The sequence below is a fragment of the Halanaerocella petrolearia genome (genome assembly GCF_054657875.1).
Window position 1 is genome coordinate 1300900 of the sequence record NZ_BAAHXW010000002.1, and the last position, 14387, is coordinate 1315286.

Sequence of the window (14387 nt, forward strand, 5' to 3'; positions counted from 1 at the left end):
CTATTTTTCTGTTATAATATCTATAGAATAGTTGTGATTAAAATGAAGTGTATAATTGATATTTCTTTGGGTATCATATGTATATGTTGGTTGGAAGGAGTAGAAGAAATGGAGATTATTGTGGCTGAACATGGTGGATTCTGCTTCGGGGTTGATAGAGCAATGAACGTTGCTTTAAAAGCAGGTCAAGACAGTAGAGGGGCTGTTTGCACTTTAGGTCCTTTAATACATAATCCACAAGCAGTAAAAAAGTTAGAAGAAGCCAATGTTGGTGTAACAGAAAAAATAAATGATATAGATAATGGAACTGTTATTATTCGTTCCCATGGTGTAAGACCAGAAGTTATAAATGAGGCTCAAAGTAAGGAGTTAGAAATAATTAATGCTACCTGTCCTTTTGTTAAAAAAGTTCAGGATAAAGCTGAAAAATTATTAGAAGATGGTTATCAAGTTTTAATTAGTGGTGATAGCAATCATCCTGAGGTAGTTGGTATTTTAGGTCATACAGATGATGAAGCAGTAGTTATTGAAGATCTATCAGATTGTAGAGACTTAAAATTAAGTAGTAAAATTGGGGTTGTTTCTCAAACAACTCAGTCAATTAATAAATTTAGAGAATTAATTAACTATTTGGTACCTAAAGTAACTAATCTAAAAATACATAATACTATTTGTACTACTACAGAACAGCGCCAAAATGAAGCAGCTGATTTGAGTCAAGAAGTAGATTTAATGATAGTAATTGGTGGATATAATAGTGCCAATACCAATCACTTAGCTGAAATCTGTCGAGAGAATGATGTTACAACCTATCATATTGAAAAGGCAGATGAATTACAAGCTGATTGGTTTACTAATATTAAAAAAGTTGGTGTTACTGCAGGGGCTTCGACCCCTAATTGGATAATTAAGGAGGTTGTTAGTCGAATGACTGATATGGAAGAAGTTCAAGAACAAGCAGCATCTGAAGAACAAAATAATACTACGTTAACAACAGGTGATAGAGTAACTGGAAAGGTTGCTCAATTAGCTGAAGATGGTGCCTATGTAGATATAGGTGCTAAAGTTGAAGGGTTTATTCCAGCTAATGAGATCAGCTCGCGTCGTGTAGATCCTTCTGAAGAGCTTAGTGAAGGAGAAGAGTTAGAGGTTGAAATAGTAAATCCTGAAGGTGAAGAAGGACATGCTATTTTGTCTAAAAGAAAAGTAGATGAAGAAGCAGCTTGGGCCAAGGTAGAAGAAGCATATGATAATGATGAAATTATTACTGCTGAAATAAGTAGAGAAGTAAAAGGTGGATTAGTTGTTGATATTGGTCTAAGAGGATTCATTCCTGCTTCTCATGTAGCAGTTGACTATGTTGAGGATCTAAGTCAATTTGTAGGAGAAGAGTTAGAGCTTAAGGTTATTGAAGTTGAGAAAGAGAATAATAATGTAGTATTATCTCGTAAAGCAGTTTTAGAAGATGAACTTGCTAAGAAGAAAGAAGAAGTTTTAAATGATCTTTCTGAAGGAGATGTACTTGAAGGTACAGTTACTAAATTAGTCGATTTTGGTGCTTTTGTTGATATAGGTGGGGTTGAAGGTTTATTACACATTTCTGAGATTTCTTGGCAACGAATCGAACATCCATCTAAAGTATTGGAAGAGGGGCAAGAGATTAAAGTTAAGGTCTTAAGTGTTAATCCAGCTGAAGAAAGAATTGCTCTAGGATATAAACAGACTCAAACTGATCCTTGGGAAGAGTTTGACCAAGAATATAATGAAGGAGATATAGTTGAAGGTAGCATTACAAAGACAGTTGACTTTGGTGCTTTTATGGAAGTTAAGTCAGGTGTTGAAGGCTTAATTCACATCTCTCAATTATCTCGTGAGCATATAGCTAATGTAGAAGATGTAGTTACAGAAGGAGATGAAGTAGAAGCTAAGATTATTAATATTGATACAGATGAAAGAAGAGTAGGGTTAAGTATGAAGGAATTAGATAACGCACCTGCTACTCAGACTAAATCTCAACCTAAGCCTAAATCTAAGCCTAATAGAAATAGGGCTAATAAGTCAGCTAATAAAGCTAAGAAAGAAGCTAAGAAGAATGGAACTACTATTGGAGATTTAGTAGGCGACGATTTAGAAGATTTATTTAATTAATCTTATAGAGATGCCTTAAACCCTGACCTAGTGTCAGGGTTTTTTTCATATCCCCTTAGTAAGAGCATAAATTTAAGGTAGGGGGGATGATATGCTGAATAAAATTTGGTTATCAATGATTATTATTGGTGTGTTAGTAGGGGCACTTCAAGGACAGATGGAAGCAGTATCAACGGCTATTTTACAGTCAGCTGAAGATAGCGTAGAGATAGTAATTAAGCTAATTGGTCCTATGTCTTTATGGCTAGGTTTGATGAAAGTAGCAGAAGAAGCAGGACTGACAGAGTTATTGGCTAAGTTGTTTAGACCATTAGCTAAGATTTTATTTCCTAAAGTTCCTAAAGATCATCCTGCAATGGGAGCTATAATGATGAATCTAGCTGCTAACTTATTAGGTCTAGGCAACTCAGCAACTCCTTTAGGAATTAAAGCTATGAATAAGTTACAAGAGTTAAGTTCTAGACAAGAGACTGCATCAGATGCTATGTGTACCTTCTTAGTGATTAATACCTCAAGTGTTACTTTGATTCCTTCTACTATATTAGCTTTAAGAATAGGAGCAGGCTCTAGCTATCCAACAGAGATTATTGGAACCACTTTATTTGCTACTACTTGTTCTACGTTAGTTGGGTTGTTAGCTAATAAATTAATGATTAAATTAGGTGTTTAGTAAGATGGTTAATCTAATTAATCTTCTATCGCAGTGGGCTATTCCTGGTTTAATAGTCTTAATTTTAGGTTTGTCTTCATGGCGAGGAGTCAAGGTTTATGATGTATTTACTGAAGGTGCTTTAGAAGGAATTTCTATTGGAGTTAAGATTATTCCTTATTTAGTAGCAATGTTAATGGCAATTAGTATCTTTAGAGCTTCAGGAAGTTTAGAATTATTATTAAATGTTTTAGAGAAACCATTAAGGTTGCTTGGAGTACCTAAAGAAATTCTTCCTCTAGGACTGTTAAGGCCCTTATCAGGAACAGGTGCTTTAGCTTTAGTCAGTGATTTGATTAACCAATATGGTCCAGACTCTTTTATTGGTAGACTAGCTTCTACTTTACAAGGAAGTACAGAGACTACTTTTTATGTAGCTACAGTCTATTTTGGAGCAGTAGGAATTAGAAATCAGCGCCATGCTATTGTGGTAGGATTGATAGCTGATTTAGCAGGTTTTGTAGCAGCTATTTTTATTTGTCAGTTAGTTTTTAGTAGTTAATTTAGAGCTTAAAGCAGGAATTTGTATTAAAATATTGAATTAGTGATATAGCTAGAATAATGTAGGATTAAGTCCAAGTTTTAGTTTAAGTCTTAGTCTATACTAAAAATTGTAGCACAGATTACTAGAGATAGGAGATGAAATTATGTCTAATAAATATATTGATTTACACCTACACACTACAGCATCAGATGGTAGTTTTACTCCGACAGAATTAGTCAATAAAGCAAAGGAACATAGTCTTAGTGCTATTGCTATTACTGATCATGATACAGTAGATGGATTAGAAGAAGGTAAAAAAGCTGCTCAAGAAGTTGGAATTGAATTTGTACCAGGAATTGAACTGAATACTGATTATAAAGATGCAGAAATTCATATTTTAGGTTATTATATTGATTTAAAACGACAGAAATTACGGGATAAGTTAACTTCTTTAAAGCAAGCCCGTTTTAATAGAATTAGGAAGATGGTAAGTAAGTTAAATGAGTTAGGAATAGAGATTGAATTTACTGAAGTTCAAGAATTAGCAGAGGGAGCTGCCTTAGGTAGAGTCCATTTAGCTAAGATAATGCTTAATAAAGGCTATGTAGATGAATGGGAAGAGGCATTTGATCAGTATATTGGTCGTTCTGGCCCTGCTTATGTGAAACGAGAGAAATTAACTCCTTTTGAAGCAATTGAATTAGTTAAAGCAGCAGGAGGAGTACCAATTATTGCTCATCCAGGATTGGTAAGTGATCAAGGATTATTACCAGAATTAATAGATGCAGGAGCCCAAGGTTTAGAAGCTTATCATACTGACCATAATCAAGAGGAGACAGAACACTATATAGAGTTGGCTCAAGAACATGATTTATTAGTAACAGGTGGTTCTGACTGCCATGGGCCAACTAGAAAAGCAGGTATGCTACTAGGACAGATTAAAGCACCATACTCTTTACTAGAAGAATTAAAAGCAGCAAGATAGGAGGAAGAAAAATGTTACAGTTAATTAAACAAGGTGGGCTAACAATTAGTCCTTTAATTTTATGTTCTATTATTAGTTTAGCAGTTAGTTTAGAGAGGTTAATTTATTTAAAGCGAGCTAAGGCTAATAACTATAATTTAATTAAGCAGGTTAAACTAAAGTTGAAGAATAGTAAGATAAGTAAGGCAAAAGAGATAATTAAAGAGGAACGTGGGCCAATTGCTGGTATGTTATTAGAAGGACTAAAGTATCAAGGGCGAGGTAAGTATGAAATTAGAGATAATTTAGAATTAGCAGGACAGAATGAAGTTAAGAAATTAGAAAAACGGTTAAAAGTATTAGAGTTTATAGCTGCTGTTTCTCCTTTGTTAGGTCTGTTAGGAACAGTAATTGGAATTATTAATAGTTTCAATATTTTACAAGCGGCACAAGGACTTGCTTCTCCTCAAGCATTAAGTTCTGGAATTGCTGAAGCATTGATTAGTACAGCTACTGGTTTAATCGTAGCTATTCCAACTATGTTAATGTATTCTTACTTAACTAGCTTAGTAGAGCGAAGAACAATGGAGATGAATCGTTGGTTTATGGATGTAGTAGATTTATTAAGTAGGGATGGTAATAATGTTCGAGACTAATTTAAAGAAAAAGTTAGATGTAAAATTATTACCAATGATAGATGTTATGCTCTTTTTAGTGATCTTTTTTATGTTATTTACTACTTTTAAAGTTACTCCAGCAGGGATGAAGATCAATCTTCCTCAAGCTAGAACAGTAACTGAACAGAAACAAGATTCTAAAGTAAGAATCAATATTACAGCTGATGGACAGTTATCAATTGATAAGAATTTAATCAGTCTATCTAATCTTAAGTCTCAAGTAGTAGGTTTAGTAAAGGAAGATCAGGATACATTATTTATTATTAAAGCTGATAAGCAGGTTGAATATAGACAGATTGTTAAAGTGATGGATACAATTCGACAGGTAGGTGGCCATAGGTTAGCTTTGGCAGCAGATAAAGAAGAGATGAATTAGGTGATGGCTATGAAGAGAGACTATTTTAATAATGAAGATAATTTAGTTAAGTATTTAACAATTTCAGTTATTGTCCATGCCATAGTATTATATCTGCTAACCCAAACAGGTTGGGAAGCAGAAGAAACTTTTCAACAGCAAAAGAAGTATTATGGTGAAGTGAAAGTAGTAGAGCTTGAACAAGAAGAGTCTAAAGTTGTATCTAAAAAGGTCACAGAGGAAGAAAAGAAAGAAAAGGTTAAGAAGGAAAAAGAGAAACTTGAAAGTAGAGATAAAGCTAAAGAGGATAAGGATAAAGAGTTGAAGGAGAAGAAGGATTCTACTCAACAAAAGAGTAATCCTCAACCAAAACCAAATAATAATGAAAAGAAAGAGTCTAAATCTGAAACTAGCCCTTCAACCAAGCAGAATCAAGCAATAACTAATAAAAGTAAGGAAACTTCAGAAGAAAAAGAGAAGGTAGTAACTCAAGATAAATCTGAAACTAAGAATGAAGAGATAAAGACAGAAAAGAAAGATGTTGAAAAAGTATTGACTAGTGAAAATAGTACAGAAGAGCTAAAAGTGGCTAAAAATAATCAAGACTCAGTAGAACAGAAAGAAGAGGCTGAACCTAAACAGAAAAAGAGAGAAAAAGAAGAAAAGACTACTAAAGAGTCTCAGACATCAGATACTACAGAGCAAAAAGAAGAAGTAAAGGATACTTCAGAAGAAGATAATGAATCTGATAATAAAAGCCAGCCTAAGGAGAAGAAAGAGAAGATTACTCCGCCAACTCCACAGAGTCTGATTGCTACTAATATTACACCTAGTTATCCTAAAGATGCTTCTAATACTTCTGTAGAAGGTAATGTTAAATTAAGTGTTAAAGTTAGTGCTACAGGAAAAATAAAGAAAGTTAACCTTTTAGAATCGGCAGATAATAAGAGCTTTAATAATATAGCCTTGATGACAATTAAGCATGGTTGGGAATTTAAGAAGGCGGCTAATGATTATCAGATGACTTTATTAGTTCATTTTCGTAATACAGAAGATGGACAACAGGTTGATGTAGAATATATAGATTTAACATTGGAGCAGGAATGAGGTGTTAGTAGATGAAGAAAGTAATACAATTGATACTTATTCTCAGCTTGTTAATAGTTATTTTATCAGGAATAGCTGGAGCTCAAATAGATAAGCATGGGAATTTAAAGTTAAAAAATGATTATATTTCAATTATTGTCAATAAAGATCAATCTAATCAAGGGCGATTTGCTGTTGATATAACTGGAGGTGCTCCTTTAAGAGAAGGCGATAATGGTAAGCCATTAATTTATGGTCGTCCTAAACCGTGGACGTCTTATACTACTTTACGAGTAGATGGTACAAATTATGTTTTTGGAGGGCCAACTGATAAACGAGCTGGAAGAAAAGGAGAGTATGGCCAAGTACTGACGCCACCTCAAATAAAGAATGATCAGATTATAACTAAATATAAGTATGGAGAGTTAGTAGTTAGTCAAATTCTAAGTTTTGTTAAAAGTAGTACTACAGGACTGCCTGATACAGCGCAGATTAAGTACCAGGTTACCAATCAAGGAAAGAAAGTCCATCAAGTTGGTCTGCGGGTTATGCTTGATACAATGTTAGGAAAAAATGATGGAGCTCCTTTTCGGATCAAGAACCAAGCTATTACTGATGACCAATTGTATACCAAACAAGAGTCGCCATCTTTTTGGCAGGCTTTTGATTCTTTAAATAATCCTCAAGTAACAGCACAAGGGACGATTAAAGGGCCAAATATAACTGCTCCTGATCAGATATACTTTGCTGATTGGGGTAGTTTAGCTGATGGACTCTGGGATTTTGATTTTAATCCAGGACAGAAGTTTTTAAGAAAGGGAGAATTTGAATTAGATAGTGCCCTGTCTTTGTTATGGCAACCTGATTCTTTACAGCCAGGAGAGACACGAGAGTATGTAACTAATTATGGATTAGGTGGTATTACTATTGTACCAGGATTATTATCATTAGGAGTTACTTCACCAGCTAAAGTAATTATGGATCGACCAGATAAGAGCTTACAGGTTGTAGCTTATATCCAGAATACAGCTGAAATTGAAGTTGAAGATGTAGAAGTTAAATTAAAGTTACCTTCTGATTTAGAGTTATTGTCTAATTCTAAAGTAAAGAAGTTAGGTGATTTAAAACCTCAAGATACAGCTCAAGTCATGTGGAAGGTACGACCTGATAAATTAAAGACGCAAAAGTTAGATTATCAAGTAGAAGTTAGTGCCGAAAATACTGATGATAATCAAGTAGCTAGGAGTTTACAGGTAGTTGGCCCGCCTAAATTAAATTTAAAATTAGATACTCCAGCTCAGATTAAAGTGGAAAATAATCACTTATTAAAGGATACAGTTAAAGTCTACGGCAGAATTAGTAATAATGGTGACTCAACAGCTCATGGAGTGAATACTTATTTAGCTTTACCACCAGGTCTTGATTTAGCAGCTGGTGATAAAGCAGAAAAATATCTAGGATCTTTAGCGCCTGGTCAATCAGTAAAAGTACCTTGGCAGATTAAACCAGTAGGTTTAGTAGCTGGTAAGTTACCTTATTCTATAGGAGTAGATAGTAAAAATGCTGCTAATCAGGATCAAAATACTTTATTGCATATATCTAATCGTCAGCCTGAAGCTAAGGTTAAACTAGAAGATAAAGCGTCAAATTTACAAATAGGAGATTATCTAACAGCTCAAATCAAACTAGATAATATATCCAGTTTATATCGAGTAAATGGTGGATTAAGTTATAATTCTCAAGTCTTAGAACCAGTTTATATTTCTCGAGGAGATATATTTGTTAGAAATAATCAATTATTAAGCTGGAATTCACCTCAAATTAAGCAGAAAGGTCTAATCAAAGGAATTTCTGGAACTTTGGATACTCCTTTTGATATTAAAAAAGGGACTATAGTTAGTATTCACTTTAAAGTGAAGTCATCAGGACAGAGTAAGTTAAAACTTACTAATTTTAAAGTCTATAATGATAAAGAACAAGAATTGAAATTGAGTTTACAGCATAACCAATTAACTATTGGGGGTAATCAAGATGAAACAGAGAATAATTAGTTTTCTATTAATAGTTTTTTTACTATTTGGTAGTACTGTACCTGCATTAGCTGAAGATAAGATAAAAGATGTTTCTAAGAACCATTGGGCATATGAAAGTGTAGTAAAATTGGTAGATCATGGTTATTTATCTTTGTATGATGGTAGTAAATTTAAAGGGGAGACCTCAGTCAGTCGCTATCAATTGGCTAAGGCAGTATATAAGATATTAGAAGAAGTAGAAAAAGAGCAAATTTCTTTAAAAGAAAAGGACATTTTAACTCTAAAGAAGTTAGCTACAGAGTTTCGCTCAGAACTAGTTGAGGTAATGAGTCAGAGTAAAGAGGTACAGCAAGAAGTAGATAAGCTATCTAAAAAACAGACAATTAATCAAGAAGATATAATTAATACTAATGATAGGGTTAATAAGTTAACAACAGAGTTAAATAAGTTAGTCAATGAATTAAAGAAAGAAGCAGCCAAATTGACTAAATTAAAACAGAGAATTGATAAATTAGAAACTAGTAATCAAGAGTTGAGAGAAAGAGTTAATAATATAGAGTCTAATTTGTCTGATAAAGGTACTGAAAAGGAAGTACAGACTTTACAACGAAGATTTTATTGGTTAGGAGCCGGTTTAAGCATTGGTTTACTATTATTGGTCAATAATTAGGAGTGAATTAAGATGTTTAAAATAACAGAAGTAATTGCTTTAACTCTCTTATTCGTATTAGTGTTTCCAATTGTAACTACTCCCTTTGCTCCTAATTTTACTCAAGTTACTGCAGCAGAAGTTAGTAAGGATACAGCCTATAAAGGTCTGGCTTTGACTGGAATTCTTATTTTAACTGTGAATTGGTTGACAGATGATGCTGAATCCAAAAATAGAGAAGGACAGATAATAAGTGAAGATGATTATAATCAAGATAAAATTTATTGGTTAGCTAAAGCTGTTAATGGTGAAGCAAGAGGAGAACCTTATCGAGGCCAAGTGGCTGTAGCAGCTGTAATTCTCAATCGAGTAGTTAGTAGTGAATTTCCTAATACGATTTATAGTGTAATTCATCAAAAAAAGCAATTTAGTTCTGTACAAGATGGACAGATTAATCTTAAACCTACTGTTAGTGCCTACAAGGCTGCAAAAGAGGCGCTAAATGGTAAAGATCCTTCGCAAGGAGCTTTATACTTTTATAATCCTAAGACTGCTAAGTACATATCTTGGTTTCAAACAAAAGAAACTACAGTAAAAATAGGAGACCATGTTTTTGCTAAGTAATCCAATCCCTAGAGTTAATTCTAGGGATTTTTTTCTTATAATAATTTTTTATAGTAGGCAAACTAAAAGTAGACTCAATTGATATATTGTGTCACCATAGGTGACACAGTCGTCTGTCGTGTGCTGTGTGCTGTCAGCCAGTTCAAAAACTAAATTCTTACAATACCTGCGTTTCAAGGGTTTGATATATATTTATGATTTTGACTTTGATTTAGCTCACTACTCACAGCACATAGCTGATAGCTGTGGCACGAAAGTGCCACTTTATATCAATAATATTTCACTATTAAAGAATAAAATTGTCTAGAGATTGAATATATAATGGAGTAGGAGAAATTATAATTGACAGTACTAATAATATATGTTATATTCTAATAAATCACCACTTTAAAGCACTAAAGTATTAAAGGAGGAGTTAGAGTGACAGTAGATAAATTACAGAGACCAGAAGGAACAAAAGATTATTTGCCAGATTTGGCAGCTAAGAAGAAAGAGATAGAAGAAAGGTTAAATCAAACTTTTGCTAGTTGGGGCTACCAACAGATTGTTACTCCTACTATGGAGTATTATGAGCTTTTATCAGAAGCTACTGAAGGTTTACAGACTAAAATGTATAAATTTTTTAATCGTAAGGGGGAAATTATTGCTTTACGTCCTGAAATGACAGCTCCTATTGCTCGTTTAGTAGCAACAGAGCTTAAAGATGAACCGTTACCTTTGCGTTTATCTTATCAAAGTAATGTTTTCCGTTATGAAACGCCACGAGCAGGGCGCCAGAGAGAGTTTTATCAGGCTGGAATTGAATTATTTGGAGTAGAGACACCAGTTGGAGATGCTGAAGTAATTGCTATGGCTGCTCAAGCTTTAGAAGAATCAGGTTTGAAGAACTTTAAGATTGATATTGGTGATGTAGATTATTTTACTGGGATTATGGAAGAGGCAGATTTATCTGATTCTTTACAGACTAAGGTGCGTAAGGCATTATCTAATAGAAACTTTGTTAAATTAGAAGAATTATTAACTCAAGCTGATCTTACTTCTCAACAAGAGAAGGCTATATTAGAAGGGGCCAAGTTAAGAGGTGGTTTAGAAACTCTTACTGCAGCAGAGAAGTTAGTTGATAATCAAGCTTCAATACAGGCTCTAGAAAACTTAAAAGAGGTTTATAAAAACTTAGAATTATTTGATGTTGATTCATATATTTGTATTGATTTAGGTGTAGTCAGAAGTTTTGATTACTATACAGGAATTGTATTTGAAGGATATACACATGATTTAGGCTATACAATCTGTGGTGGTGGCCGTTATGATGGTCTAGTAGAGGAATTTGGCTATTCTGTACCAGCGACAGGATTTGCTATTGGTACTGATAGATTATTATTATCCTTAGAAAAACAAGGATATGAGTTTGATACTGATGAAGACAGAGTTTTATTGTTAGTAACTTCTGAAGAGAGAGAAGAAGGCTTTAGGTTAGCAACTCAGTTACGTAAGGAAGAGTATCAAGTAGAATTAGAAGTGGTAAATAGAGAGTTAACAGAAGTAATAGATTATGCAGTTAGTAAAGGAATAGATAGAATTTTAACTCTAGGTAAAGAAGAATTAAAGGTAGATTATATTACTAAGGAAGTAGCAGGATTAGAAGTAGCAGAGATTAAAGTAGGAGAGGGTGAGTTAGATGAGTAAATTACGAATTGCTTTACCTAAAGGAAGAATGTTTGCACCAGCAGTTGAAATCTTAAAAGAAGCTGGTTTAGTTAACCGTGAATTAGATGACGATTCAAGAAAATTAGTCTTGCCTGATCCTAGTGGTGAAGTAGAGTTTATCCTATCTAAGGCAGTAGATGTTCAGACCTATGTAGAGCATGGAGTAGCTGATTTAGGAGTTGCAGGTAAGGATATACTATTAGAATCAGGAGCAGATGTCTGTGAATTAGTAGATCTAAAATTTGGAGGATGCCGTTTGGTTGTAGCATTACCTGAAGAAGAGAATATTAAGAGTTTAGATGAGTTACCTTTAACAGGGAGGGTAGCTACTAAATATACTAATGTGGCTCGTAAATTCTTTACTGAACAAGGTTTTCAAATGGAACTAGTAAAGCTAAATGGATCTATTGAGTTGGCCCCATTAATTGGATTGGCTGATATGATTGTTGATATCTCATCAACAGGAACTACTCTACGTAAGAATAATTTAGTTGAGATTGCAGAGATAGCTAAATCATCAGCTAGGTTAATCGTCAATCGAGTCAGCTATAAGACAGAAAATAAAAAGATAAGTGAGACTGTTAAACAGGTGAAAGAGGTTGTAGAAAACAAAGGTTAAGTTTAGTAACTCAAACTTAGACTTAATCTTAAACTTAATAGTGGAGGGATTAAAATGATAGATATACTAAATACTAGTCAAGCAGGGATAACAGATAAGTTAGATGCTATTTTAAATCGCTCTTCCTTTGATCAGCCAGAACAGGTAGCGGCAGTTGAAGAGATTTGGGGTGAGGTTAAAGAAAGAGGATTGGAAGCAGTCTTAGATTATACAGCCCGCTTTGATAAGGTCCAATTATATAATTTAGAGGTTAGTCAAGAAGAAGTTGATGCTGCTTATAAGCAAGTTGATGATGAATTCTTAACTGCTATTCAAAAATCTATTGCTAATGTAAGAGAGTTTCATAAGCAGCAGTTACGAGAGGATTGGTTAGATATAAAGGAAGATGGAGTGATTTTAGGCCAGAAGTTTGAACCACTTAAACGAGTAGGTATCTATGTACCAGGTGGGAGAGCTGCTTATCCTTCTTCAGTAGTTATGAATGGTATTCCGGCCAAGGTAGCAGGAGTAGAGGAGATAGTAATGGTTTCTCCACCGGCAGAAGATGGTAGTCTAAATCCCTATACTTTAGTTGCAGCAGCTGAAGTAGGAGTTGATACTATCTATAAAGTAGGTGGTGCTCAGGCTATAGCAGCACTGAGTTTAGATTTAGATGAAGTCAAGAAGGTGGATAAGATTGTTGGCCCTGGTAATATATATGTAACTTTAGCTAAAAGAAAGGCTTATGGTTATGTTGATATTGATATGCTAGCTGGGCCAAGTGAAATTTTAGTCTTAGCTGATGAAGAAGCAAATCCGCGTTACGTAGCAGCCGATTTATTATCGCAGGCTGAACATGATCCTATGGCTTCAGCAGTCTTAGTAACTACTTCTCACCAATTGGCTCAAGAAGTAAGCGAAGAATTTAACAGAGCAATTACAAGAGTTATCTAGAGCTGAAATTGCTAGTGAATCCTTAGATAATTATGGAGCTTTAATTGTAGTAGAAGATCTAGAAGAAGGAATTGCTTTAACTAATCAGTTTGCTCCAGAACACTTAGAGGTCAAGGTGAATAGACCATTCTCTATCTTAGGTAAGTTAAAGAATGCAGGAGCTATCTTCTTAGGTGAATATGCAGCTGAACCAATTGGTGACTATGTAGCTGGGCCAAATCATGTGCTACCAACTGGGGGATCAGCTAAGTTTTATTCACCATTAAACCTTGATGATTTTGTTAAAAAGTCTAGTATTATTCATTACTCTAAAGAGGGATTAGATAAGGTTAAAGATGAAGCAGTAAAGATAGCTGAAGTAGAAGGTCTAGATGCTCATGCGAATAGTATCAGAGTAAGAACAGAAGACTAATTGATAATTAAGAATTAAAGTTAAATAGTAAAAATAAATTTAGTAATTAGTGACGAGTAACAAGTGATAGATATTTAATTAATTAATATAAAGTTTAAGTAGCCCTTAATCCCAGTTGTTTTAATGGTTCCTCCAGGTTTAACAACCACTTCGTGATAAATCTACTTAAACTCAAGCTCAGACTCAACGGTTAAACATATATCAATTAAGTTGCATTATATTAATTTTACATTGTCAATTATCAATTCATAAGCGGGGAGGAAAAAATGAGACAGGCAAAGTTAGAACGAAAGACTAGTGAAACAGAGATAGAGTTAGAGTTGAATCTAGATGGTAGTGGAGAGGCAAAGATTGATACACCAGTTCCTTTTCTTGATCATATGTTAGAATTATTTAGTCGACATGGCCTCTTTGATCTTAGGTTAAAAGCTAAAGGAGATGTAGAGATTGATGGACACCATACAGTAGAGGATATTGGCATTGTTCTAGGACAAGCGCTTAAAGAGGCTGTTGGTGATAAAGAAGGAATTCAGCGCTATGGTGACCAATTTGTACCTATGGATGAAGCACTGTTGCATACTGCTATTGATTTTAGTGGACGTTTTATCTTAACTTCTCTGTTACAGGTTTAAAGAGAAAGTAGGAGAGTTTGATACAGAACTAGTAGAGGAGTTTTTTAGAGCAGTAGCTTATAATGCAGGACTTAACCTACATATTAGACAGATTGAAGGAAGTAATACCCACCATATTATTGAAGGTGTCTTTAAGTCTTTTGCTCGAGCATTAGCCAAAACAGTAAAGATAGATGAGAGAATTGAGGGTGTTATGTCTACGAAAGGGAAACTTTAATAGTTTACAGTTAACAGTTGACAGTGTACAGTTAAAATCAAAGTTAAAAACAGAATTTATATATTAATATAATTTATTTGGAAATGGTTTTATTCTTTGAGTTTAATTGATATTAAGCTTAAGTTAATTTTGAGTCTA

The 14387-nt window shown here is 34.0% G+C and carries 12 protein-coding genes and 2 pseudogenes; all 14 read left to right on the plus strand.

What is annotated here, in order from left to right:
- The first annotated feature begins 108 nt into the window (after positions 1-108).
- The 14 genes and pseudogenes from ACYQ39_RS13770 to hisB all read left to right on the plus strand — a co-directional run bounded on the left by ACYQ39_RS13770 (position 109) and on the right by hisB (position 14249).
- The gene (locus tag ACYQ39_RS13770) at positions 109-2148 is read left to right on the plus strand and encodes a bifunctional 4-hydroxy-3-methylbut-2-enyl diphosphate reductase/30S ribosomal protein S1 (RefSeq protein WP_459844268.1); all 2040 of its coding nucleotides are present in this window, start codon (positions 109-111) and stop codon (positions 2146-2148) included.
- Between the two features lie 91 nt (positions 2149-2239).
- Positions 2240-2818: a nucleoside recognition domain-containing protein gene (locus ACYQ39_RS13775; RefSeq protein ID WP_459844270.1), complete on the plus strand. Its 579-nt coding sequence runs from the start codon at positions 2240-2242 to the stop codon at positions 2816-2818.
- Between the two features lie 4 nt (positions 2819-2822).
- A complete protein-coding gene (locus tag ACYQ39_RS13780; protein WP_459844273.1) occupies positions 2823-3359 on the plus strand; it encodes a spore maturation protein in 537 nt (178 codons plus the stop codon).
- Positions 3360-3504: 145 nt separating this feature from the next.
- Complete coding sequence (locus ACYQ39_RS13785; RefSeq protein WP_459844276.1) at positions 3505-4326, plus strand: PHP domain-containing protein; 822 nt, start codon at positions 3505-3507, stop codon at positions 4324-4326.
- Positions 4327-4337: 11 nt separating this feature from the next.
- Positions 4338-4961: a MotA/TolQ/ExbB proton channel family protein gene (locus tag ACYQ39_RS13790; protein ID WP_459844279.1), complete on the plus strand. Its 624-nt coding sequence runs from the start codon at positions 4338-4340 to the stop codon at positions 4959-4961.
- Complete coding sequence (locus ACYQ39_RS13795) at positions 4948-5358, plus strand: ExbD/TolR family protein (protein ID WP_459844282.1); 411 nt, start codon at positions 4948-4950, stop codon at positions 5356-5358. Before ACYQ39_RS13790 ends, ACYQ39_RS13795 begins: the two co-directional genes overlap by 14 nt.
- 9 nt (positions 5359-5367) lie before the next feature.
- The gene (locus ACYQ39_RS13800; RefSeq protein ID WP_459844285.1) at positions 5368-6444 is read left to right on the plus strand and encodes an energy transducer TonB; all 1077 of its coding nucleotides are present in this window, start codon (positions 5368-5370) and stop codon (positions 6442-6444) included.
- Between the two features lie 11 nt (positions 6445-6455).
- On the plus strand, positions 6456-8474 hold the full coding sequence (locus ACYQ39_RS13805) for a cohesin domain-containing protein (protein ID WP_459844288.1): 2019 nt from the start codon (positions 6456-6458) through the stop codon (positions 8472-8474).
- Entirely contained in the window at positions 8455-9126 is a 672-nt protein-coding gene (locus ACYQ39_RS13810) for an S-layer homology domain-containing protein (RefSeq protein ID WP_459844291.1), read from the plus strand. Before ACYQ39_RS13805 ends, ACYQ39_RS13810 begins: the two co-directional genes overlap by 20 nt.
- A 12-nt stretch (positions 9127-9138) precedes the next feature.
- Complete coding sequence (locus ACYQ39_RS13815) at positions 9139-9729, plus strand: cell wall hydrolase (RefSeq protein WP_459844294.1); 591 nt, start codon at positions 9139-9141, stop codon at positions 9727-9729.
- Positions 9730-10149: 420 nt separating this feature from the next.
- Positions 10150-11415 (plus strand): ATP phosphoribosyltransferase regulatory subunit, encoded by a 1266-nt coding sequence (gene hisZ / locus ACYQ39_RS13820; protein ID WP_459844297.1) that lies wholly within the window; start codon positions 10150-10152, stop codon positions 11413-11415.
- A complete protein-coding gene (hisG, locus tag ACYQ39_RS13825) occupies positions 11408-12055 on the plus strand; it encodes an ATP phosphoribosyltransferase (protein ID WP_459844300.1) in 648 nt (215 codons plus the stop codon). Before hisZ ends, hisG begins: the two co-directional genes overlap by 8 nt.
- Before the next feature lie 54 nt (positions 12056-12109).
- Positions 12110-13400 (plus strand): annotated as a pseudogene (gene hisD, locus ACYQ39_RS13830) (histidinol dehydrogenase).
- A 266-nt stretch (positions 13401-13666) separates the two neighbouring features.
- Positions 13667-14249: pseudogene (gene hisB / locus ACYQ39_RS13835) on the plus strand (imidazoleglycerol-phosphate dehydratase HisB).
- Positions 14250-14387 lie beyond the last annotated feature (138 nt).